This window comes from Ancylobacter sp. IITR112 (genome assembly GCF_041415945.1).
Taxonomy (GTDB): domain Bacteria; phylum Pseudomonadota; class Alphaproteobacteria; order Rhizobiales; family Xanthobacteraceae; genus Ancylobacter.
In genome coordinates, this window is record NZ_JBGCUS010000001.1 from 1,041,663 (window position 1) to 1,063,556 (window position 21,894).

The window sequence follows — 21,894 nt, forward strand, 5'->3', positions numbered from 1 at the left end:
ATGAGCGAAGCCTTGCGTGATGCCGGACACGGCCTGTTGTCCGGCATGTCGGTCGCCGTGATTGATATCGGCTCCAACTCCGTCCGCCTCGTCGTCTATGAGCGCCTGTCGCGCTCGCCGACGCCGATCTTCAACGAGAAGGCCTCCTGCGGGCTCGGCCGGGAGGTGCTGACCACCGGGCGGCTGAACCCGGACGCGGTGGAAAAGGCGCTGGCCGCGCTGCGCCGCTTCCGCGTGCTGTGCGACCGCATGGGGGTGGGCACGCTCTATGTGCTCGCCACCGCCGCCGCGCGCGACGCCGCCAACGGGCCGGACTTCGTGAATGCCTGCCGCGAGATCTGCCGCAGCGAGGTGGAGGTGCTCTCCGGCAAGCGCGAGGCGCAGCTTTCCGCGCTCGGCATTCTCTCCGGCGTGCATCATGCCAATGGCGTGGTCGGCGACCTCGGCGGCGGCTCGCTGGAACTGGCCGACCTGCACGGCCAGCGCATCGGCTCCGGCGTCACCTTTCCGCTCGGTGGCCTCGCGCTGCAGGACACCTCCGGCCGCTCGTTGAAGAAGGCCGACAAGATCGTCAAGGACCTGCTGACCAAGGAACCGCATCTCGAACATCTCAAGGGGCGGACCTTCTATGCGGTTGGCGGCACCTGGCGCGCGCTGGCGCGGCTGCACATGTTCCAGCGCGGCTATCCCCTGCATGTGATGCACGGCTACATCATTCCCGCGCGCGAGGCGCTGGAATTCTGCCGGCTGGTGCGGCAGGTGCCGATCGACACGCTCTCGCGCATCGACACCGTCTCCGATGTGCGCCGGCCGCTGCTGCCCTATGGCGCGCTGGTGCTGGAACATCTGATCCGCATCGGCAAGCCGGCCAATGTCTTCATCTCGGCGCAGGGTGTGCGCGAGGGGCTGCTCTATGAGCTGCTGAGCGAGGAAGACCGCAGCCAGGACCCGCTGATCTCCGCCGCCGCCGAGCTGAACGAGGTGCGTGCCCGCTCCCCCGCCCATGGCTGGGAACTGATCGACTGGACCGACCAGTTCATGAAATCCAGTCACATCGACGAAAGCGTGGAGGAGAAGCGGCTGCGCCATGCCGCCTGCCTGCTCTCCGATATTAGCTGGCGGGCGCATCCCGATTATCGCGGCGAGCAGAGCCTCAATCTCATCGCCCACGCCTCCTTCATCGGGGTGGACCATCCCGGCCGCGCCTTCCTGGCGCTCGCCATCTATTACCGTCATGTCGGGCTGGTGGACGAGGATCTCTCGCCGCGCATCCGCGAACTGGTCTCGGCGCGGCTCCTGGACCGGGCGCGCATTCTCGGTGCGGCGATGCGGGTCGGCTATATCCTCTCCGCCGCCATGCCGGGCACGCTGCCGCTGACGCCGCTCACCGTGGAGCGCGGCAAGCTCTCGCTGCAGCTACGCGGCGAACTCGCCCCGCTCAGCGGCGACCGGATCGCCAGCCGCCTGCGCACGCTGGCGCGGCTGATCGGGCGCGAAGCGGTGGTGCTGGCCGACTAGAGCCTTTCCGGTGAATTCGCATTCACCGGAAAGGCTCTAGCCCTCTGATTATACGCAATTCCTATCGCAAAACCGCTATGAACTTTTGCGGGAATTGCTCCAGACCTGATCGGTCATCCCTCCTCTCGCGCGCCGCGCGCACCGGTTCCGCCGGCTGGATTTCTCCCGCCGGCACGGCTAGAAGCGCCGCCGGAAGCGCAGATCTGCGCCGGCGGGGGCCGTGGCGTGCTCAACTGCATCACCGAGACGGCGGCCGCGTCGGCCGGCGGGCCCGCGCCTGCGCGGGTGCTGCTGCTGGCGCTCGACGCGCGGCATATTTCGAGCTGCCGGCTGCCCGCCGCCTTCGCCGCGGCGGGGGCGCAGGTGGGGGCGCTGGCGAGCCGCGCCAGCCTGATGTTCCGCTCCCGACATGTCACCGCCCGCTTTCCGCTCGCCGAGACGTTGAACGCCCGCCAATTGCTGGCGGCAGTGGAACGGGCGGTGGCGACCTTCGCGCCGGTCCTGCTGGTGCCTTGCGACGAGCGGGCGTTGTGGCTGCTCGACCATGCGTTGGCGCAGGCGGGCCGGCCGGGCCTGCCGGCGCTGTCGCCGGCGCTTTCCGCCTGCCTCGCCCGCTCGCTCGGCCGGCTGGACACGCTGCCGGCGCGCACCCTGAAGCCGCAGACCCAGCGTCTGGCGCGCGTTCTCGGCGTGCGGGCGCCGGAGGATGTTCTCGCCGCGACCCCGGAGGAGGCGCAGGCGGCGGCGCGGCGGCTCGGCTATCCCGTGGTGGTGAAGCGGCCGCGCAGTTGCGGCGGCAGCGGCGTACGCATCTGCCGGACGCCGGCGGAAGTGGACGCGACCTGCGCGCAGTGGATGCGGCCGCGTTCCCGCTGGAGCCGGCTGAAGGCGCGGCTGCGCCAGCGCGACTGGGTACAGCCCACGCAGCAGGTGAGCGTGCAGCGCTATATTGAGGGCCGGCTGGCGGTGAGCTGCGCCGCCGCCCGCGAAGGGCGCACGCTCGGCGTGCTGACCGCCGTGGCGGAGCGGCGGGCGCGCGACATTCTCCCCGCCGACGTGCTGCACTATGTGCCCCGGCCCGATCTCGTCGCGGCGACGGCGGCGCTGGTGACGGCGTTCGGCGCCTCCGGCTTCGTCTCCTTCGATTTTCTGGTGGATGCCGAGGACAAGGCCTGGCTGCTGGAATGCAACGCAAGGCCGACGCCGATCCTGCCCTTCGGCGCTCGCGCCGGGCTCGACCTGGTGGCGCTGCTGCTCAGACATTTGCGGCCCGAGGCGCCAGGAGAAGACGCGCCGGCTACCGTCGCGACGGAGGCCCGGGTCGCGCTGTTTCCGCAGGCGCTGATGCCCGGCCCGGCCGATGAGGCGCTGCGGGCGCTGTGGCATGCCGTGCCCTGGGACGAGCCGGACCTGCTGCGGGCGCTGCTGGTGGAACTGCGGCTGGCGCGGGCTGCGGGCGGCGGTTAATCCGCCGCCGCCTTTTCCAGCGCCGCCCGCTCGATGGCGATGACCCGCCCGCGCTGCATGGCGAGCGCCAGCCGGCCCGCCTTCAGCGCCATGGCGCGGTCGCCGAACAGTTCGGCCCGCCAGCCGCGCAGCGCGCCGATATCCGGCGCGTCCTCGGAGGCGATGCGCTCCAGATCATCCACCGTGGCGATGACCTTGGCGGCGACGCCATGCTGCTCGGAGGTCATGCGCAGCAGAACTTTCAGCAGTTCCACCGTGGCCGAGGCACCGTTGGAGAGCGGCTTGTCGCGCTCGATGCGCGGCAGCGTCTTGGGGTCGCGGGCAAGGCCCGCCTTGACCGCCTCGACGATCATCTCGCCGGCGCGCGAGCGCTCGAAGCCCTTGGGGATGGCGCGGAGCTGGCCGAGCTTTTCGATCGTGGTCGGGTGCTGCGAGGCGATCTCGCCGATCACGTCGTCCTTGAGGATGCGCGAGCGCGGCGTGTCGCGGGCCTGCGCCTCGCGCTCGCGCCAGGCGGCGACTTCCATCAGCACGGCGAGATCCTTGGGCTTGCGGGCGCGCGAGCGCAGCCGCTCCCAGGCGCGCTCGGGCTCCTGCCGGTAGGTGTCGGGCGAGGTCAGCACCGCCATTTCCTCGCCCACCCAGTCGGCGCGGCCGCGCTTCTTCAGGTCGGCGTCGAGCTTGAGGAACACATCGCGCAGATGGGTGACATCGGCCTCGGCATAGGCGACCTGCGCCGCCGAGAGCGGGCGGCGCGACCAGTCGGTGAAGCGCAGCGACTTGTCGAGCACTTCCCCGGTGAGGCGCTGCACGAGCTGGTCATAGGAGATGGAATCGCCATGGCCGAGCACCATGGCGGCGACCTGGGTGTCGAATACCGGAGTCGGGATGATGCCGGCGAGGTGCCAGACGATCTCGATATCCTGCCGGCCGGCGTGGAAAACCTTCAGCACGCTTTCATTCGACATCAGCGCGAAGAACGGGGCGAGGTCGATGCCTTCCGCCAGCGCGTCGACCACCAGCGCTTCCTCCGTGCTGGCCATCTGCACGACGCACAGCTTGGGCCAGAAGGTGGTTTCGCGCAGGAATTCCGTGTCGATGGTGATGAACGGATGGCGGGCGAGCCGTTGGCAGGCTGCGGCGAGTTCGTCGGTGGTTGTGATCATGTTCATGTCGATTTTTTACATATCGGACTCGCGGCCCCGTTTCGACCCCGAAATCATGCCGTAATCTCCATGGACGATGATCAATGGCTGGCGACGAGTCGCCAAGCCTTTCCGGCGGCCCCGCCGCCCATCTCTGGGGGATATCCATGAAGAAGACCGTCTTCGCTCTCGCCACCGCCGCCCTGGCGCTTTCCTTCGTGCCAGCGTCCGCCGCCGAGCGGGTGAAGGCGGGGGTGCTTGTGTGCAATGCCGGCGCCAGCATCGGCATGCTGATCGAATCCAAGCAGGAGCTGACCTGCACCTACACCCCGGCCGATAACGGCCCGGAGCAGCGCTATGCCGGCACCATCAAGAATATCGGCGTCGAGCTCGGCGTCACCGGTGGCGGCGTGCTGACCTGGGGCGTGCTGGCGCTGACCAAGTCGGTCGCCCCCGGCGCGCTGGCCGGCCCCTATGGCGGCGTGACCGGTGACGTGGCGCTGGGTGTCGGCGTCGGCGCCAATGTGCTGGTGGGTTCCGACAAGTCGATCGCGCTCAACCCGGTTTCGGTCGAAGGCAATGTCGGCGCCTCGCTGGCGCTGGGCGTCGGCGGGCTGACCCTGCGCTACGTGCCGTGAGAACGGACGGGCGCCTGTTGCGGGCGCCCGTCTCGTCTTGACAAAGCCGAGCCTCGCATGCACCCCTCCGCGCGCCCCGCGTGAGGGGTGTTTTGCTATGATCCGCCGGCCTCGGCGGCACCAACTCCGGGAAGACGCCATGCACCGCTACCGCTCGCACACCTGTGGCGCCCTTCGCGCCGGCGATGTCGGCACCACCGCGCGGCTGTCCGGCTGGTGCCATCGCATCCGCGACCATGGCGGCGTGCTGTTCATCGACCTGCGCGACCATTACGGCCTCACCCAGGTGGTGGTCGACCCCGACAGCCCGGCCTTCAAGCTGGCCGAGATGGTGCGGGCGGAATGGGTGATCCGGGTCGACGGCCGCGTGCGCCTGCGCCCCGCCGGTACCGAGAACCCGGAACTGCCGACCGGCCAGGTGGAAATGTACGCCACCGAGATCGAGGTGCTGGGCCCCGCCGCCGAACTGCCGCTGCCCGTCTTCGGCGATGTCGAGTACCCCGAGGAGACGCGGCTGCGCTACCGCTTCCTCGATCTGCGCCGCGAGAAGCTGCACAAGAACATCATGACCCGCGGCGCCATCGTCGACGCCATGCGGGCGAAGATGAAGGCGCAGGGCTTCTTCGAGTTCCAGACGCCGATCCTCACCGCCTCCTCGCCGGAAGGCGCGCGCGACTTCCTGGTGCCCTCGCGCCTGCACCCCGGCAAGTTTTACGCCCTGCCGCAGGCGCCGCAGCAGTACAAGCAACTGATCATGATGAGCGGCTTCGACCGCTACTTCCAGATCGCCCCCTGCTTCCGCGACGAGGACCCGCGCGCCGACCGCCTGCCCGGCGAGTTCTACCAGCTCGACCTGGAAATGAGCTTCGTCGAGCAGGAAGACATTTTCGCCGCCGTCGAGCCGGTCATCACCGGCGTGTTCGAGGACTTCGCCGACGGCAAGCCGGTGACGAAGAACTGGCCGCGCATCCCCTATGCGGTGTCGATGCAGAAATACGGCACCGACAAGCCGGATCTGCGCAACCCCATCGAGATGCAGGACGTGTCCGAGCATTTTCGCGGCTCGGGCTTCAAGGTCTTCGCGCGGATGCTGGAAGACCCGAAGAACCGGGTGTGGGCGATCCCCGGCACCGGCGGCGGCTCCCGCGCCTTCTGCGACCGCATGAATAGCTGGGCGCAGGGCGAGGGCCAGCCGGGGCTTGGCTACATCATGTGGCGCGAGGGCGGGGAGGGCGCCGGCCCGCTCGCCAACAATATCGGGCCCGAGCGCACGGAAGCCATCCGCCAGCAACTCGGCCTCAAGGAAGGCGATGCCGCCTTCTTCGTCGCCGGCAACCCGGAGAAGTTCGTGAAGTTCGCTGGCAGCGCCCGCACCAAGGTGGGCGAGGAACTGAAGCTGGTCGACCATGACCGCTTCGAGCTGGCCTGGATCGTCGACTTCCCGTTCTATGAGTGGAGCGAGGACGACAAGAAGGTCGACTTCTCGCACAACCCCTTCTCCATGCCGCAGGGCGGGCTGGAGGCGCTGAACACCCAGGATCCGCTCACCATCAAGGCGTTCCAGTACGACATCGCCTGCAATGGCTATGAGATCGCGTCCGGCGGCATCCGCAACCATCGCCCCGAGGCGATGGTGAAGGCGTTCGAGATCGCCGGCTATGACGAGGCGACGGTGCAGGAGCGCTTCGGCGGCCTCTACCGCGCCTTCCAGTATGGCGCGCCGCCGCATGGCGGCATGGCGGCGGGTGTCGACCGCATCGTGATGCTGCTGTGCGGCACCACCAATCTGCGCGAAATCTCCATCTTCCCGATGAACCAGCAGGCGCAGGACATCCTCATGGGCGCGCCCAATGAGGCGAGCCCGAAGCAGCTTCGCGAGCTGCACATCCGCACCAATTTGCCGGAGAAGTGAGAGCGGCACGGTCGGGACGAAACGAAAAGGGCGGCCACTGGCCGCCCTTTCTGCTTTCTGGGGGCGCCGGGTTCAGGGTGCGGCGGGGGTGGTGATGTCGAGCTCGTCGACCAGCGACAGCGGGTCCTCGCTGTTCAGCGCCTCGACGATCAGCATCATCGGCAGCGGCGGGTTGCGCGGGGTGATGCGCAGCGACAGCGTGCTCATCGGCGTCTGCACGAAGCGGACGAAGGCATCCACCGCCGGCCCGAGCTCCGGCCGGTCCGTCACCGCCTGGCCGAGCAGAAGGTCGGCGAAGCCGGCGAAGAGCTGGCGGATTTCCTCCGGCTTCAGGCCCTGTTCCTTGGCCGCTTGCTCCAGCTTCTGGTCGTAAAGGCCGGCATCGGTGAGGGTGAGGTCGAGGGCGTCGAGATTCACCTCGCCCGCGCCCGCCAGCGCCTCGTCCGGCTGCGGGGAAAAGACGGAGTCATCCACCGCGCTGAGGGTGAGGCGGGCATTGAAGGTGAAGGCGTCGGACACTTCGACATAGGCGGGTTCGACCACCACCGTGTCGTCGGCCTCGTTCCAGACGGCGGCGAAATCCATGGCGACGCTCGCCCGGGCCATCTGGCCCGGCACCAGCGCGAAGGCGGAGTTGCCGGCATGGATCATCGCGGTGGGGCCGCTCATGCGCAGCGTGGCGGAAATGCGGGTTGGCAGGGCGTCCGGCTCGGCGGTCCAGGTGAGGGCGAAGCGGTCGATGTCGAGCGGCGAGCCGTCTTCCGTCGGGGCTTTCAGCTTGTCGATGGCGACGGATTCGAGCGTGTTGAAGAACGGCGCCGGCCAGCGGCCGACCGTGGCGGGATTCTCGGCGGTGTCGGCCAGCAGCGCCATCAGCGTGCCGGCGCGCAGCCCGCTGAGCGCGAAGCGGCCGAGTTCGAACGTGCCGCCCTCCGGCCCGGTGCCGGTGAGCCGTTCCAGCGTCAGGCTGGCCATCCGCCCGCCATCGACGACGCCGAGAGCGAAGCTGCCGACACCATAGGCGACGCCGCCGGGGGCGGTGCCTTCCAGCGTGTCGATGGAAAGACCGCCGAGGCGGATGCCCTCGTCATAGATGCCGGCGAGCAGGCGGAACAGTGCGGCGGCCTCCTCCGGCGGGGCCTGGGTGCCGGCGGCCGCGAGCCGCTCCATCTGCCCGCGCATGGCGATGATGCTCTCGACCGGAATGGCGGCGGGGCGGATCGCCACCTCCTTCATCGCCAGGCTTTTCATCCGCTGCGCGATGCCGCCTTCCAGCGTCATCTCGTAATCGGCCATGGAGATGGAATCGTACAGGGTGACGAACTCGTCGCTCGCCTCGCGCAGTTCGGAATCGACAAGGATCAGCAGCGCCGCGAGATCGAAGCCCTTGATCTCGACCCGCCCCACGGAGCCTGCGCCGAGGTTGCCCTGCGCGCCGCTGATGGTGAAGCGCGAGGGTTCGGCGGCGACGCTGGCGAAGCGGCCCTTGGCGAGCGCGTCGAGCCGGATGGCGCCGTTGGTCTCCTCGGTGGTCACCCGCGTCTCCCCCGTCCCGCTGCTGCCGGTCCCGGTGGAGGCGGGGATATCGACGCGCTCGGCGGTGATCTGGCGCAGGAAGCTCAGCGCGATCTGTGGCGGAGTGCCGTCCACCGGCGCGCGGATGGGAAATTCCACCGCGGTGATGACCGCGTGCGGGGCATGATATTGCGTGGTGTCGGCGCCGGCGACACCGAGCGGCGGGCTCAGCGTCACCTCGGCAAGGTCCACCTCCCGGGCGAAGACGCGGTCGGCGCGCTGCTCGATGCCGTTGGCCACCAGCGTGCCGATCTTCAGCGAGCCCTGTGCCGGGCCGGCGAGGGAGAGGCCGTGCATCTCGAAGCGGCCGGCGAACAGATCGTAGCGTACATCGCTCACGCTCGCCTCGGTGCCGCCCGCCCGAAGGGTGGCGAGAGCCGAATCGACCTCGCTGCGCGCGACATGGTTGATATAGGCGCCGACGCCGAAATAGCCGACGATTCCAACGACAAGGAGGGCGATGAGAGCGATGAGGAAAGGCTTGCGCATGCGAGGCTGACCTGGGGGGCGAGCGGGGGTGGCCTGGTGGGCGAGCGGGGCGGACGGGTTTCGCCGGGCCGTCGCGGCGGATGCCCTACCTTAAACCAACCGCCGAAAGTCCAGCACCAGAAAATGGGAAAGCCGTTGTGTGCCGGAGTAGAATGCCTATGCTCCCCCGCCACGCTCCGGGGAAGGAAAAAAAGCGATGGCCTCTTACATCTCCGACGATCTGCGCTCTGGCGCGCTGTTCTATCACCGCAACCCGCGTCCCGGTAAGCTTGAGATCCAGGCCACCAAGCCGCTTGCGAACCAGCGCGACCTCGCTCTTGCCTATACGCCCGGCGTCGCCGCCGTGTGCGAGGCGATCGCGGCGGAGAAGGAGCTTGTGGCCGAACTGACCGCCCGGCAGAACCTCGTCGCCGTCGTCTCCAATGGCACCGCCGTGCTGGGCCTCGGCAATATCGGCCCGGAAGCCTCCAAGCCTGTCATGGAAGGCAAGGCGGTGCTGTTCAAGAAATTCGCCGGCATCGACGTGTTCGACATCGAGATCAACGCGCTGGAGCCGGACCATGTGGTGAGCGTGGTGGCGGCGCTGGAGCCGACCTTCGGCGGCATCAATCTCGAAGACATCAAGGCGCCGGAATGCTTCGAGATCGAGACGCGCCTGCGCGAGAAGATGGCGATCCCGGTCTTCCATGACGACCAGCATGGCACCGCCATCATCGTGGTGGCGGCCATCGTCAATGCGCTCCACATTGGCGGCAAGAAGCTGGAAGACGTGAAGATCGTCACCTCGGGCGCCGGCGCCGCCGCCATCGCCACGCTGAACCTGCTGCGCTCCATGGGCGCCCGGCGCGAGAACATCTGGGTCACCGACATCGAGGGCGTGGTCTATGAGGGCCGCGAGAAGCTGATGGACCCCTATAAGGGGGTGTTCGCGCAGAAGACCGACAAGCGCACTCTGGCCGAAGTGATCGAGGGGGCCGACATCTTCATCGGCCTCTCCGCCGGCGGCGTGCTCAAGCCGGAAATGCTGAAGACCATGGCCGACCGCCCGCTGATCATGGCGCTGGCCAACCCGACCCCGGAAATCATGCCGGATCTCGCCCGCGACGCGCGCCCCGACGCGATGATCTGCACCGGCCGTTCGGACTTCCCGAACCAGGTCAACAATGTCCTGTGCTTCCCCTTCATCTTCCGCGGCGCGCTCGATGCGGGGGCGACGACGATCAATGAGGAGATGAAGGTCGCGGCGGTGAACGCCATCGCCGAGCTGGCGCGCGAGACGCCGTCCGATGTCGTCGCCCGCGCCTATGGCGGCGAGACGCCGGTGTTCGGCCCCACCTCGCTCATTCCTTCGCCCTTCGATCCGCGTCTGATCCTGCGCATCGCCCCGGCGGTGGCCAAGGCGGCGATGGAGTCGGGTGTCGCCAAGCGGCCGATCGCCGATTTCGACGCCTATCAGGAACAGCTCGACCGCTTCGTCTTCCGCTCCGGCCTGGTGATGAAGCCGATCTTCGCCCTCGCCAAGCAGGCGCCCAAGCGGGTGATCTATGCCGAGGGCGAGGATGAGCGCATCCTGCGCGCCGCGCAGGTGGTGGTGGAGGAGGGTATCGCCCGCCCGATCCTGATCGGCCGTCCCTCGGTGGTGGAAACCCGGCTGCAGCGCTTCGGCCTGTCGATCCGGCCGGGGCGCGAATTCGACCTCATCAATCCCGAGGACGATCCGCGCTACCGCGACTATGTCACCACCTATGTCGAGCATGCCGGCCGGCGCGGGGTGACGCCCGAACTCGCCCGCACGCTGGTGCGCACCACGCCGACCGTGATCGCCGCGCTGGCGGTGGTGCGCGGCGATGCCGACACCATGCTGTGCGGGGTGGAAGGCCGGTTCATCCGCCATCTGCGCCATATCCGCACCATTATCGGCCTCGCCCCCGGCGTGCGCGACGTGGCGGCGCTGTCCATGCTGCTGACGCAGAAGGGCGCATTCTTCCTGTGCGACACCCAGGTGCAGACCGACCCCACCGCCGAGGACCTCGCGGAGATGGCGCAGCTTGCCGCCGCGCATGTGCGCCGCTTCGGCATCGAGCCGAAAGTGGCGCTGCTGTCGCATTCCGACTTCGGCAGCCGCGACGACGAGAGCGCCAAGAAGATGCGCCGCACGCTCGACCTCGTTCTCCAGCGCGCCCCCGACCTGATGGTCGATGGCGAGATGGAGGGCGACAGCGCGCTGGTGCCGGAAATGCGCGAGCGGGTGCTGCCGGGCGGGCGGCTGCAGGGCGTGGCGAATATCCTCGTAATGCCCAATCTCGATGCGGCCAATATCAGCTACCAGATGGTGAAGGTGTTCGGCGACGCGCTTCCCGTCGGGCCGATCCTGCTCGGCCCGGCCAAGCCCGCCCATGTGCTCACCCCCTCGGTGACGGCGCGCGGCATCGTCAACATGACCGCCATCGCGGTGGTGGAAGCCCAGCACGGCTGAGTATGCGGGGGCAGGGCGCGCCGGCCGGCGCGCTTCTGCTCCCGACGGCTTCATGATACCCTCGGGCGAACGTCATCCCGTCGCGGCGAAGGTCGCGGCGGGATGTTCATGACCTGCGGGGCCGCACGGCCCCGCCTCCCCGGAGAGCTTCTCATGCGCGCCCCCCTGATGTTCGCGACGCTGGCGCTGGCCGGCGGTCTTCTTGCCGCTGCCCCCGGTGCGGCGCGGGCCAATGACACGACGGCGGGGGCGATCATTGGCGGGGCGGCCGGCGCCATCATCGGCGGCGCCGCCAGTGGCAATGCCGGCGGCGCGGTGGCGGGGGCGGTGATCGGCGGCGCCACCGGCGCGATCATCGGCAACCAGAGCGACAAGAACAAGAAGAAGTCCTATTACTACTGGTCGAGCGGCAAGTGCCTGTACCGCTACCCCAACGGGCAGGTGGTCAAGGTCAGCAAGAACTACTGCTATTGAGCGCTGGCGCGGGGAGCCGTCGTTCCGGTCGCACAGGGCGCGAAGCTGACGTAACGTAAGTTTTCGCCGTCCGGTTGCTTTATGGCGCGAATGTGGCGGTTTTCGCCGTGGAATTGACACATTTTTGCCCAAGCTACCCCCCGTCGCCCATTCGCCGGACGAGGGCTGCCGCAAGGCGCCGCCGGCAGGCGGATGCGCGCGGTGCGGCGGGCTCGCTGAGAGGCCGCCGGGGTCTCACTGGTCTCGAAGGTTGTCTCTGATGGCGGATACCGGCACGGTTAAGTGGTTCAACGAGCAGAAGGGCTACGGCTTCATCCAGCCCGATAATGGCGGCAAGGACGTGTTCGTCCACATCAGCGCGGTGCAGCGCTCGGGCCTGCAGGGGCTGCGCGACGGCGACAAGATCTCGTTCGAGCTGCAGACGGACCAGCGCTCGGGCAAGACCTCCGCGGTCAATCTCCGTCCGCTCTGAGCCGGCGGGCCCCGCATCGGTCGTTCGCGTCCGATGAGAATCAATACAATGTCGTCGCTCCCGGAGCGGCGACATTTCGCTGCGGAACTACTGCTTCCGCCCGTCGCGCCTCTTGCAAACACAGCCATTCGCGCTAGTCTCTCGCGCAGACTTTGGCTGGACTCTGGGCCGTTTCACCTGCGGGTGCACGTTCAGCTTTTCTTCCAAATTCGACCCAGCGGCATGGCCCCGGCCAGGCCGGATGTGCAACCTCGATACGTGAGACTATCCTAATGTCTACCCAGACCGGCACCGTGAAGTGGTTCAACGATCAGAAGGGCTACGGCTTCATTCAGCCCGATGGCGCTGGCAAGGACGTGTTCGTCCACATCAGCGCGGTTCAGCGTTCGGGCCTCCAGGGCCTGCGTGACGGCGAGAAGGTGTCCTTCGAGCTGCAGACCGACCAGCGTTCCGGCAAGACCTCCGCGGTCAACCTGCGCGTCGGCTGATCCAGCCCTACGGGGCCGGCGCCTGCCGCCGGCTTCTGCGTAAACAAGGGAGAGCCGCTGGCCCCGCCGGGCCGGCGGCTTTCTTTTGCGCCAGGCAGGTGCCGCTGAATTGGTGAGGCCGGGCGTCGGCGCGGCCGCCGCCCGGCGGGGCCTCTCCCCGAGGCCGATCCCTATGCCGGGCGGGCGCCGAGAAGATCGGCCAGAGTGAGCGCGATCACCTTGGTGGCGCGGTTCAGTTCGTCGAGCGGCAGGCGCTCATCCGCCCGATGGGCGTTCGCCTCTTCGATGGAGCGCGGGCCGGCGCCGTAGAGCACGGTCGGCACGCCGGCGGCGGCATAGAGCCGGGCATCGGTGTAAAGCGGCACGCCGACGGCCTCGACCGTCTCGCCCATGATGTCGCTGGCATGGCGGCACAGCAGCGCGCTCAGATGCTGCGAGGCCGGGGTCGGGGTGAGCGGGGTGGCGAGCAGGATGCGGCGCACCTCCACCCGGGCATCCGGGAAATCCTGTGCCGCCGCCGCGATCACCGCCCGCAGTTCCGCTTCCACCTCGGCCGGGTTCTCTTCCGGGATCATCCGCCGGTCGAGGCGGAAGGTGATGCGGTCGGGCACGACATTGGTGTTGATGCCGCCCCGGATCAGCCCCACCGTCATTTGCGGGCTGCCAATGCCGGCAATGGCGGAGACGCGCGCCGCCAGCCCTTTGCGCCAGGCATAGAGCGCGCTCAGCACATGATTGGCCGCTTCCAGCGCGTCGATGCCGGTGAAGGGCTTGGCGGCATGGGCCGAGCGGCCGTTGACCTCGACTTCCAGATGCAGACAGCCATTATGGGCGTTGACGACGCCATAGGAGAAGCCGGCGGAAAGGGCGTAGTCCGGCCGGCTCAGCCCTTCGCGCAGCAGCCAGCCCGGCCCGATCTCGCCGCCGGCCTCCTCGTCATAGGTGAAGTGCAGTTCCACCGTGCCGCCGAGCGCCGCGCCGCTCTGCTTCAGCGCGATCAGCGCCCAGAGATAGGTGGCGAAGTCGGATTTGGAGACGGCGACGCCGCGCCCATACATCCAGCCATCGACGATCTCGGCGCCATAGGGGTCATGGGTCCAGCCTTCGCCCGGCGGCACCACATCGCCATGGGCGTTGAGCGCCACCACCGGGCCCTCGCCGAAACGGTGGCGCACGATCAGATTGGTGGCCGACACCATGCCATTGGCGCGCACCAGCTCGTCCGGCACGCGATGGCGCTCGACGGTGAAGCCGAGCGCTTCGATCAGCCGCGCGGTGTGCTCGGCATGCGGGGCGCAGTCGCCGGGCGGATTGTCGGAGGGAAAGCGCACGATCTCGGCGAGGAAGCGGATCTGGCGCGCGCGCTCCTGGTCGATGAAGTCGGCGAGGCGGTGGGCAAGCGTGGACATGGGGTACCTGTCAGCAGGCTGGGCGCCGGGGCGGCGCGTAATCGCGGAGGAAATCGAGCAGCACGGCGACCGCCGTCCCGGCATCCTCGACGGTGATCGACTCAGTGGGGCTGTGGCTCACGCCGCCGGCGCAGCGCACGAACAGCATGCCCACCGGGCAGAGCGCGGCCATGGCGAGCCCGTCATGGCCGGCGCCGCTCGGCAGCCGCCGGGGGGCGATGTTCTGACGTTCCACCGCGCGCGCGAGCCGCGCCTGCAGATCGTCGTCGCAGGCCACCGCCGGCGCCTCGTAGAAGCGCTGCAGCCGCAGCGCGACCCCGCGCCGGGCGGCGATGGCGTCGAAGCTCCGCTGCAATTGGGCGATGGCGCCGAGCCGCACCTCGTCGCGCGGGCTGCGTATGTCGAGGGTGAGGCGGGCGCCGGCGGCGATGACATTCACCGCGCCGGGCAGGGCGGTGAAGCAGCCGACCGTCGCCACGAGGTCGGGCGTGCGCCGCGCCAGATCCTCCACCGCGAGCACAATCTCCGCCGCCGCCGCCACCGCGTCGTGGCGCAGATGCATCGGCACCGTGCCGGCATGGCCGGCCTCGCCGTCGATGTCGAGGGTGAAGCGGCTGGCGCCGCTGATGGCGGTGACGATGCCGACGGCGAGATCCTCGCTTTCCAGCACCGGGCCCTGCTCGATGTGGAGTTCGACATAACCCGCCACGTCGCTGGCCTCGTGCCGGGCACTGGCGAGGGCGTCGGGTTGGCCGCCGAAAGCGGCGAGCGCGTCGCCCAGCCGTATGCCATCGGCATCGCGCGCCTCAAGAACTGAGGGGTCGAGCGTGCCGGCGATGGCGCGCGAGCCGGAAAGGGTGACGGGAAAGCGCACGCCTTCCTCATCGCCGAAGGCGATCACCTCCAGCGCGACCGGCAGGCGCTCGCCCTGCGCGTTCAGCTCGGCCACCGCCTGGATGGCGGCGAGCACGCCGAGATTGCCGTCATATTTGCCGGCGTCGCGCACCGTGTCGATATGCGAGCCGAGCAGCAGCGCCGGCGCGTCCGCCGTCTGGCCGGCATAGCGGCCGATGACGTTGCCGACGGCATCCATGTGCACGCTCATCCCGGCCTCTTCCATCCAGCCGGCAACGAGCCGCGCCGCGCTGCGATGGGCGGGCGAGAGATAGAGCCGGGTCAGCCGGCCCGGCTCGTCGGAATGGCGGGCGAGCTCATTGAGCCGCGCCATCAGCGCTGCGCCGCGCGGCAGGGGGGAGGGGGCGCTGCTCATACCGCTACCGGCGGGTGCTCGCGGTGCCAGTGCTCGGCGATGTCGATGCGGCGGGGAATCCACACACGGTCATGGCGCGCGAGATGGTCGAGAAACCGCACCAGCCCGCGGGCGCGGCCGGGGCGGCCGGCGAGGCGGCAATGCAGGCCGACCGTCATCATGCGCGGGGCGTCGGCGCCCTCCTCATAGAGCTGGTCGAAGCTGTCGCGCAGATAGACGAAGAAGTCCTCGCCATGGGCAAAGCCCTGCGCGTTGGTGAAGCGCATGTCGTTGGCGTCGAGCGTGTAGGGGATGACGAGATGCGGGCCCGTGGGACCGTTCAGCCAATAGGGCAGGTCGTCGGCGTAGGAATCCGAGGAATAGCGGAAGCCGCCTTCCTCCATCACCAGACGCTGCGTGTTCTCCGAGGTGCGGCCGAGATACATGCCGAGCGGGCGCTCGCCCGTCACCTCGCGGTGAAGGCGGATGGCCTCGCGCAGATGCGCGCGCTCTTCCGTCTCGGGGATGTTGCGGTAGTCGATCCATTTCAGTCCGTGGCTGGCGATTTCCCAGCCATCTTCCTTCATCGCCGCCACCTGCTCCGGCGAGCGCATCAGCGCGGTGGCGACGCCATAGACCGTCACCGGCAGGTCGCGCTCGCGGAAAATGCGCCGCAGCCGCCAGAAGCCGGCACGCGATCCATATTCATACATGCTCTCGACATTCATGTGCCGCTGCCCCGGCCAGGGCTGGGCGCCGAGCACATCGGAGAGGAAGGCTTCGGAGGCGGCGTCGCCGTGCAGCAGGCAGTTTTCGCCGCCTTCCTCATAATTGACCACGAACTGGACGGCGACCCGCGCCCCGCCCGGCCAGCGGGGATCGGGCGCCGCGCGGCCATAGCCGAGAAGATCGCGGGGATAGGGCGTATGCGGGGCCATGCTGTCACAAGTATCTGGAAGGAAGGGGAAAAAGGTCAAGCGGCAGGCGCGGCCGGCAAAGGTCGCGGCGCTGTTTTTCTTTCGCATACGATATTGTATCCAAAAATATCCGTCAATGTTGACAATCCTCCGGGCGTGTACTCTGATCCGGCCGAACGCGGGAGACCAGAGCGCCGCCAAGGCGCCGACCGTGTCGGTTCACAGAGGAAGCACCCGAATGATCACACGTCGCTCAGTCCTGAGGGGCACGGCCCTTGCCGCCGTCTCCCTGCTTGCCCTTTCGGCCGGTTTCGGCCCTCTCCACGCGGCCGAGAAGGAGCTGAAGATCGGCTTCGTCGGCGTCACCAGCGGCCCCGCCGCCGCCTGGGGCACCTCCAATGTGCGTTCGATGCAGGTCCGCGCCGACTGGCTCAACGAACTGGGCGGGGTGAAGATCGGCGACGACACCTACAAGATCAGCATCGTCACCTTTGACGACCAGAAGGACCCCAAGCGCGCCATTGCCGGCATGGAGAAGATGGCGCAGGAGGGCATCCATTATGTCGTGGGGCCGAATGTCGATGACGGCGCCGCCGCCGTGCGGCCGGTCGCGGAATCCAAGGGGATCATCTATTTCCCCTATGCCTTCCCCAAGGAGCTTTACACCAAGCCGGCGTCCAACGCCGTGCTGGGCATGGTCGCGAACTATCAGTCGGCGCCGGCCATCTATAAGTATCTGAAGGAAAACAAGGGCGTGAAGACGGTGGCTTTTGTCGCCGCCAATGAATCCGACCCGCTGAGCCAGCGCGATGGCGGCGTGGCGGCGGCCAAGGCGCTGGGCCTTGAGGTGGTGGCGCAGAACGACACCTATCCCAACGACACCCGTGACTTCACACCTGTCCTCACGCCGATCATCCGGCTGAAGCCCGATCTGCTGGTGCTGTCCGGCGTCTCGCCCGGCAATGCGCCGCTGCTGATCCGCGCCGCGCGCGAGCTCGGCTATACCGGCCTCATTTCCACCGAGACCGCGCATGACGCGGCGGTGCTGCAGGAAGGCGCCGGCGAACTGGCCGATGGCTTCATCTCGGTCGGCGGCGCCTCGACGCCGGAGATCCGCTCCAAGACCATGGACGAGTTCATCGACCGCTATACCAAGAAGTATGGCGAGTATAATGACGAGTCCAACACCAAGGTCTATGCGCTCGACTACATCATCGAAACGCTGAAGGCCAATCCGAAGGCGATCAACGATGTCGCCGAATTCAAGCAGACCATCGACACGTTCAGCGCGCCCAATCCTTATGTGAAGGACGGCACGCTGAAATATGTCGGTGCCACCTCCTTCGGCCAGAAGCGCCAGCTTTCCGTGCCGATGGTGGTGACACAGTACAAGGACGGCAAGTTCGAGACCCTGTTCGTCGGCGAAGTCGACTGAAGGCTCTTCACCCCCGTTGAGGCCGGTGCGCGCCTGCGTGCCGGCCTCTCACCGATGGAGATCCTCGGATGGAACAGGTTATCGCCAACGGGCTGTATCTCGGCGCGCAATATGCGCTGATCGCGCTCGGACTGACCCTCATCTTCGCGCTGATGAACGTGCTCAACTTCGCCCATGGGCAGATGTACGTCCTCGGCGGCTTCGTCACCTACACGATCTATGGCCAGCTCGGCCTGCCCTTCGTGCTGGCGCTGGCCTGTTCGGCACTGACCCTCGCCATTGTCGGCGCGCTGGTGGAGAAATTCCTCTTCCGCCCGGTGATCCGGCGAAGTTCGCGCGAGGAGAGCACCATGCTGCTCGCCGCGGCGATCGCCTTCCTGATGGACGCCATCATTCTCATCCTGTTCGGCGAGAAGCAGCGCGGCGTGCCGAAGATCATCAATGGCGTGTTCATCTCCGACAGCCTGGTCATGCCCTATGACCGCATTCTGGTTGGCGTCGTCGCCATCGCGATGATCGCCGCCTTCATGGCCTATATGCAGTACAGCCGCACCGGGCGCGCCATGCGGGCGCTGGCGCAGGACCGGGTGGCGGCGCAACTGATGGGCGTGAATGTCGACCGCTACTCGATGATCGGCTTCGCGCTCGGCGCGCTGCTCGCGGGTGTCGTCGGCGGCCTGCTGGTGACGATTACCGGCGTCAATTCCGGCATTGGCGGCCCGATCTCGATCAAGGCATTCCTCATGGTGATGATCGGCGGCGCGGGCGTCGTCGGCGGCGCCATCGCCGGCGGCTTTATCCTCGGCATGATGGAATCGGTCGGGCTGAACGTGCTGCGCGAGTTCGGCGACGTGACCTACCTCGTCATCTTCGTGCTGCTGATGGTGTTCCTGAGCCTTCGCCCCAACGGGCTGATGGGCAAGCCGTGGGGCTGAACCGGTGAACAACGCAAGCAAGCTTCTCCTCGCCGCCGCCTTCGTCCTGTTCCTGCTGGTCGGCGTGCCGGCCCTGATCGCCGCGACCGGGCGCAGCGACCTCTATTACACCCTCACCTCGGTCGCGCTGCTCGCCATCATCAGCGGCGGTGTGTGGCTGACCTTCTATATCGGCCGCATCAATATCGGCCAGGGCGCCTTCGCGCTGCTGGGCGGCTATGTCTCGGCCATTCTGGTCACGACCTATGGCGTGTCGTTCTGGCTCACCCTGCCGGCGGCGGGCCTCGTCTGCGCGCTCGCCAGCGTGCTGATCGGCCTGCCGATCCTGCGGCTGCGTGGCGTCTACTTCGCCATGGTCACGCTGACGCTGACCGAGGTGATGCGCCTTCTCGCCCTCGCCGTACCGATCACCAATGGCGCCAAGGGCATCGTCTCCATCCCGCTGCCGGGCGGGGTCAGCCTGTTCGGCCTGACGCTGATCCCGGACTTCGCCACGCTGGAGAATCCGCGCCTCGCTTTCTATATCGCCGCCGTGCTGCTGCTGGTGCTGTGCTTCGGCGCGCTGTACCGCCTCGTGCATTCGCGCATCGGCCATATCTGCCTGTCGTTGCAGCAGAATGAGGAGCTTGCGTCCTCCATCGGCGTCAACATCGCCTCGATCCGCCTGCTCGCCTATGCGATCTCCTCCTTCCTCGGCGGGCTCGGCGGGGCGATGTTCGCGGCGATCTCGCAGTCCATCTATCCCTCGAGCTTCACGGTCGCCGATTCCGTCAACTTCATGCTGAACTGCTTCCTCGGCGGCCTCCATTATGTGCTGGGGCCGATCCTCGGCACCTTCGCGCTGTATTTCGGCTGGGACATGCTGTTCCAGACCGGCACCTACCAGCTTCTCATCTTCTCCAGCGCGCTGATCGTGCTGATGCTGGTGCTGCCCAATGGGCTGCTCAGCCTGCGGCTGCCCCGCAAGAAGGGAGCCTGAGCATGGGCTACGTTCTTGAAGTCTCCAATCTCACCAAGCGCTATGGCGGGCTGATCGCCAATAGCGGCATCTCCTTCGGGGTGAAGGAGCATGAAATCCTCTCGGTGATCGGGCCGAACGGGGCTGGCAAGTCGACCCTGTTCAAGCAGATCGCCTCCTTCGTCACCCCCACCGAGGGCGAGGTGCGCTTCCGCGGCCAGCGCATTTCCGGCCTGTCGCCGCACAAGGTGGCGCGGCTCGGCGTGGTGCGGACCTTCCAGGAAACCACCATCTTCAAGACCATGAGCGTGCGCGACAACATCATCATCGCGCACCATCTGCGCGCGCGCGCCGGTCTCACCGGCTTCTTCTTCGGCACCCGCACCGCGCGCGAGGACCAGGCCGGCTTTGCCCGCTCGGCCGACGAGATCATCGACTTCCTCGGCCTCGGCCACCAGCGCGAGGAGATCGCCTCCAACCTGCCGCATGGCCATTTGCGGGCGCTCGGCATCGGCATCGGCCTCGCCACCAACCCGGCGGTGCTACTGCTCGACGAGCCCTTCGCCGGCATGAACCACGACGAAACCCGGCGCGCGGTGGAGATGGTGCGCGGCGTGCGCGACCGCGGGGTCACCATCCTGCTCGTCGAGCACGACATGCCGGCGGTGATGAACATTTCCGATCGCATCGTGGTGCTGAATTTCGGCCAGAAGATCGCCGAGGGCACGCCGAAGGAAATTCAGGAAAACCAGGATGTCATCGACGCCTATCTCGGGGTCGAGGACGAGTCGATCGGAATGTAGCGATGACACATCTTCTCTCATTCGACGACGTTCATCTCTATTATGATCACGTCTACGCGCTGAAGGGCGTCTCGCTTGCCGTCAATGAAGGCGAGACGGTGGCGCTGATCGGCGCCAACGGCGCCGGCAAGTCCTCGATCCTGCGGGCCATCACCGGCCTGCGCAAGATCCGCTCGGGACAGATCACCTTCGATGGAAGGCGCCTCGACGGCATGGCTTCCGACGACATCGTCCGCGCCGGCATCTCCATGGTGCCGGAGGGTCGGCGGGTGTTCCCGCTGATGTCGGTGCGCGACAATCTGCTGATGGGTGCGTTCACGCGCTCGTCCAAGGGGGAGATTCAGGAATCGCTGGACATGGTGCTGACGCGCTTTCCCCGGCTGAAGGAGCGTTATTCCCAGCCGGCGGGCACGATGAGCGGGGGCGAGCAGCAGATGCTGGTGATCGGCCGCGCGCTGATGGCCCGTCCCCGCCTGCTGCTGCTGGACGAGCCCTCGCTCGGCGTGGCGCCCAAGCTGGTGCAGGACATCGCCCGTTCCATCGTCGCCATCAACCGCGACGACAAGGTGAGCGTGCTGCTGGTCGAGCAGAATTCGCGCATGGCGCTGCGTATTTCGCAGAGGGCCTATGCGTTGACCATCGGCTCCATTGCCCTTAGCGGCAGTTCCGCTGAGATGCTGGTCGATGACCGCATCAAGAAGCTCTATCTCGGCGGTGAGATCTAGGACCCCCCATGCGCATTCTGGTCGTCAATCCCAACACCACCGCGTCGATGACGGCGAAGATCGGCGCGGCGGCGCAGCAGGCGGCCGCGCCGGGGACGCAGGTGATCGCCGTCAACCCGCCGGACGGGCCGGTGAGCATCGAAGGCTATTATGACGAGGTGTTCTCCATCCCCGGCCTGATCGGCGAGATGCGCCGGCACCCCGACATGGACGCCTATATCATCGCCTGCTTCGACGATACCGGCCTCGATGCCGCGCGCTGCGCCACCTCCGCGCCGGTGATCGGCATTGGCGAGGCGGCGTTTCACATGGCGAGCCTTGTGGCGGGCCGGTTCGGGGTAGTGACGACGCTGGCGCGCTCGGTGCCGGCTATTGAGCACAATCTGAAGCGCTACGGGCTGATGGAGCGCTGCGCCCGGGTGCGCTCCTCCGAAGTGGCGGTGCTGGAACTGGAGGAGCCCGGCTCCGATGCCGCAACCCGGATATTGGAAGAGATGCGCCGCGCGCTCGCCGAGGACCGCGCCGAGGCGATCGTGCTGGGCTGTGCCGGCATGGCGGACCTCGCCGCCCGGCTGTCGCGCGAGGTCGGCGTGCCGGTGCTCGACGGTGTCTCCTGCGCGGTGAAGCTCGCCGAGGCGCTGGTGCATCTGGGGCTGCGCACCTCCAAGGCCGGCGGCTACGCGCCGCCCCGTGCCAAACCCTTCACGGGGATTTTTTCCCCTTTTTCTCCCGGCGCTTGACGACGTGACGGGCGGCACTCGATAGTACGGCTGATCGGGGGACCGGGATTCACGTTACGTGCCAATGCC

General features: G+C 67.7%; 19 protein-coding genes. 14 read left to right on the forward strand and 5 right to left on the reverse strand.

Annotation, left to right across the window (positions count from 1 at the left end):
* Both AAC979_RS04735 and AAC979_RS04740 read left to right on the forward strand, forming a co-directional pair.
* On the forward strand, nt 1-1,518 hold the full coding sequence (locus AAC979_RS04735; RefSeq protein WP_371345694.1) for a Ppx/GppA family phosphatase: 1,518 nt from the start codon (nt 1-3) through the stop codon (nt 1,516-1,518).
* A 225-nt stretch (nt 1,519-1,743) separates the two neighbouring features.
* On the forward strand, nt 1,744-2,985 hold the full coding sequence (locus AAC979_RS04740; protein WP_371345695.1) for a hypothetical protein: 1,242 nt from the start codon (nt 1,744-1,746) through the stop codon (nt 2,983-2,985).
* Here AAC979_RS04740 and rnd read toward each other — a convergent pair.
* The gene (gene rnd, locus AAC979_RS04745) at nt 2,982-4,157 is read right to left on the reverse strand and encodes a ribonuclease D (protein ID WP_371345696.1); all 1,176 of its coding nucleotides are present in this window, start codon (nt 4,155-4,157) and stop codon (nt 2,982-2,984) included. The two genes, AAC979_RS04740 and rnd, sit on opposite strands and share 4 nt — an antisense overlap.
* A gap of 140 nt (nt 4,158-4,297) precedes the next feature.
* Between rnd and AAC979_RS04750 the strand changes: the two genes are divergently transcribed.
* Both AAC979_RS04750 and aspS read left to right on the forward strand, forming a co-directional pair.
* Nucleotides 4,298-4,768 (forward strand): DUF992 domain-containing protein, encoded by a 471-nt coding sequence (locus AAC979_RS04750; protein WP_371345697.1) that lies wholly within the window; start codon nt 4,298-4,300, stop codon nt 4,766-4,768.
* Between the two features lie 139 nt (nt 4,769-4,907).
* Nucleotides 4,908-6,680, forward strand: coding sequence for an aspartate--tRNA ligase (gene aspS / locus AAC979_RS04755; RefSeq protein WP_371345698.1), 1,773 nt, complete (start codon nt 4,908-4,910; stop codon nt 6,678-6,680).
* A gap of 72 nt (nt 6,681-6,752) precedes the next feature.
* Here aspS and AAC979_RS04760 read toward each other — a convergent pair whose 3' ends face one another.
* Nucleotides 6,753-8,744, reverse strand: a complete 1,992-nt coding sequence (locus AAC979_RS04760; protein ID WP_371345699.1) for a hypothetical protein — start codon at nt 8,742-8,744, stop codon at nt 6,753-6,755.
* 196 nt (nt 8,745-8,940) lie between these two features.
* Between AAC979_RS04760 and AAC979_RS04765 the strand changes: the two genes are divergently transcribed.
* The 4 genes from AAC979_RS04765 to AAC979_RS04780 all read left to right on the forward strand — a co-directional run bounded on the left by AAC979_RS04765 (nt 8,941) and on the right by AAC979_RS04780 (nt 12,654).
* Entirely contained in the window at nt 8,941-11,220 is a 2,280-nt protein-coding gene (locus tag AAC979_RS04765) for an NADP-dependent malic enzyme (protein WP_371345700.1), read from the forward strand.
* 153 nt (nt 11,221-11,373) lie between these two features.
* Nucleotides 11,374-11,694, forward strand: a complete 321-nt coding sequence (locus AAC979_RS04770; RefSeq protein ID WP_371345701.1) for a glycine zipper domain-containing protein — start codon at nt 11,374-11,376, stop codon at nt 11,692-11,694.
* A gap of 259 nt (nt 11,695-11,953) precedes the next feature.
* Entirely contained in the window at nt 11,954-12,166 is a 213-nt protein-coding gene (locus tag AAC979_RS04775; RefSeq protein ID WP_371345702.1) for a cold-shock protein, read from the forward strand.
* A 272-nt stretch (nt 12,167-12,438) separates the two neighbouring features.
* Nucleotides 12,439-12,654, forward strand: a complete 216-nt coding sequence (locus tag AAC979_RS04780) for a cold-shock protein (RefSeq protein ID WP_013165949.1) — start codon at nt 12,439-12,441, stop codon at nt 12,652-12,654.
* Between the two features lie 170 nt (nt 12,655-12,824).
* Here AAC979_RS04780 and AAC979_RS04785 read toward each other — a convergent pair whose 3' ends face one another.
* The 3 genes from AAC979_RS04785 to puuE are packed head-to-tail and all read right to left on the reverse strand — an operon-like array spanning nt 12,825 to nt 16,250.
* Nucleotides 12,825-14,063 (reverse strand): M20/M25/M40 family metallo-hydrolase, encoded by a 1,239-nt coding sequence (locus tag AAC979_RS04785; protein ID WP_371345703.1) that lies wholly within the window; start codon nt 14,061-14,063, stop codon nt 12,825-12,827.
* A gap of 10 nt (nt 14,064-14,073) precedes the next feature.
* Nucleotides 14,074-15,333, reverse strand: a complete 1,260-nt coding sequence (locus tag AAC979_RS04790; RefSeq protein ID WP_371345704.1) for an allantoate amidohydrolase — start codon at nt 15,331-15,333, stop codon at nt 14,074-14,076.
* Nucleotides 15,330-16,250, reverse strand: coding sequence for an allantoinase PuuE (gene puuE, locus AAC979_RS04795; protein WP_371345705.1), 921 nt, complete (start codon nt 16,248-16,250; stop codon nt 15,330-15,332). Before puuE ends, AAC979_RS04790 begins: the two co-directional genes overlap by 4 nt.
* A 217-nt stretch (nt 16,251-16,467) precedes the next feature.
* Here puuE and AAC979_RS04800 point away from each other — a divergent pair, with 217 nt between their 5' ends.
* The 6 genes from AAC979_RS04800 to AAC979_RS04825 all read left to right on the forward strand — a co-directional run bounded on the left by AAC979_RS04800 (nt 16,468) and on the right by AAC979_RS04825 (nt 21,825).
* Entirely contained in the window at nt 16,468-17,664 is a 1,197-nt protein-coding gene (locus tag AAC979_RS04800; RefSeq protein ID WP_371345706.1) for an ABC transporter substrate-binding protein, read from the forward strand.
* A gap of 68 nt (nt 17,665-17,732) precedes the next feature.
* A complete protein-coding gene (locus AAC979_RS04805) occupies nt 17,733-18,599 on the forward strand; it encodes a branched-chain amino acid ABC transporter permease (protein WP_371345707.1) in 867 nt (288 codons plus the stop codon).
* Nucleotides 18,600-18,603: 4 nt separating this feature from the next.
* Nucleotides 18,604-19,578, forward strand: coding sequence for a branched-chain amino acid ABC transporter permease (locus AAC979_RS04810; RefSeq protein WP_371345708.1), 975 nt, complete (start codon nt 18,604-18,606; stop codon nt 19,576-19,578).
* A gap of 2 nt (nt 19,579-19,580) precedes the next feature.
* Nucleotides 19,581-20,360 (forward strand): ABC transporter ATP-binding protein, encoded by a 780-nt coding sequence (locus tag AAC979_RS04815; protein ID WP_371345709.1) that lies wholly within the window; start codon nt 19,581-19,583, stop codon nt 20,358-20,360.
* A gap of 2 nt (nt 20,361-20,362) precedes the next feature.
* Nucleotides 20,363-21,085 (forward strand): ABC transporter ATP-binding protein, encoded by a 723-nt coding sequence (locus AAC979_RS04820; protein ID WP_371345710.1) that lies wholly within the window; start codon nt 20,363-20,365, stop codon nt 21,083-21,085.
* Nucleotides 21,086-21,093: 8 nt separating this feature from the next.
* Nucleotides 21,094-21,825: an aspartate/glutamate racemase family protein gene (locus AAC979_RS04825; protein ID WP_371345711.1), complete on the forward strand. Its 732-nt coding sequence runs from the start codon at nt 21,094-21,096 to the stop codon at nt 21,823-21,825.
* The last annotated feature ends 69 nt before the right edge of the window (nt 21,826-21,894 follow it).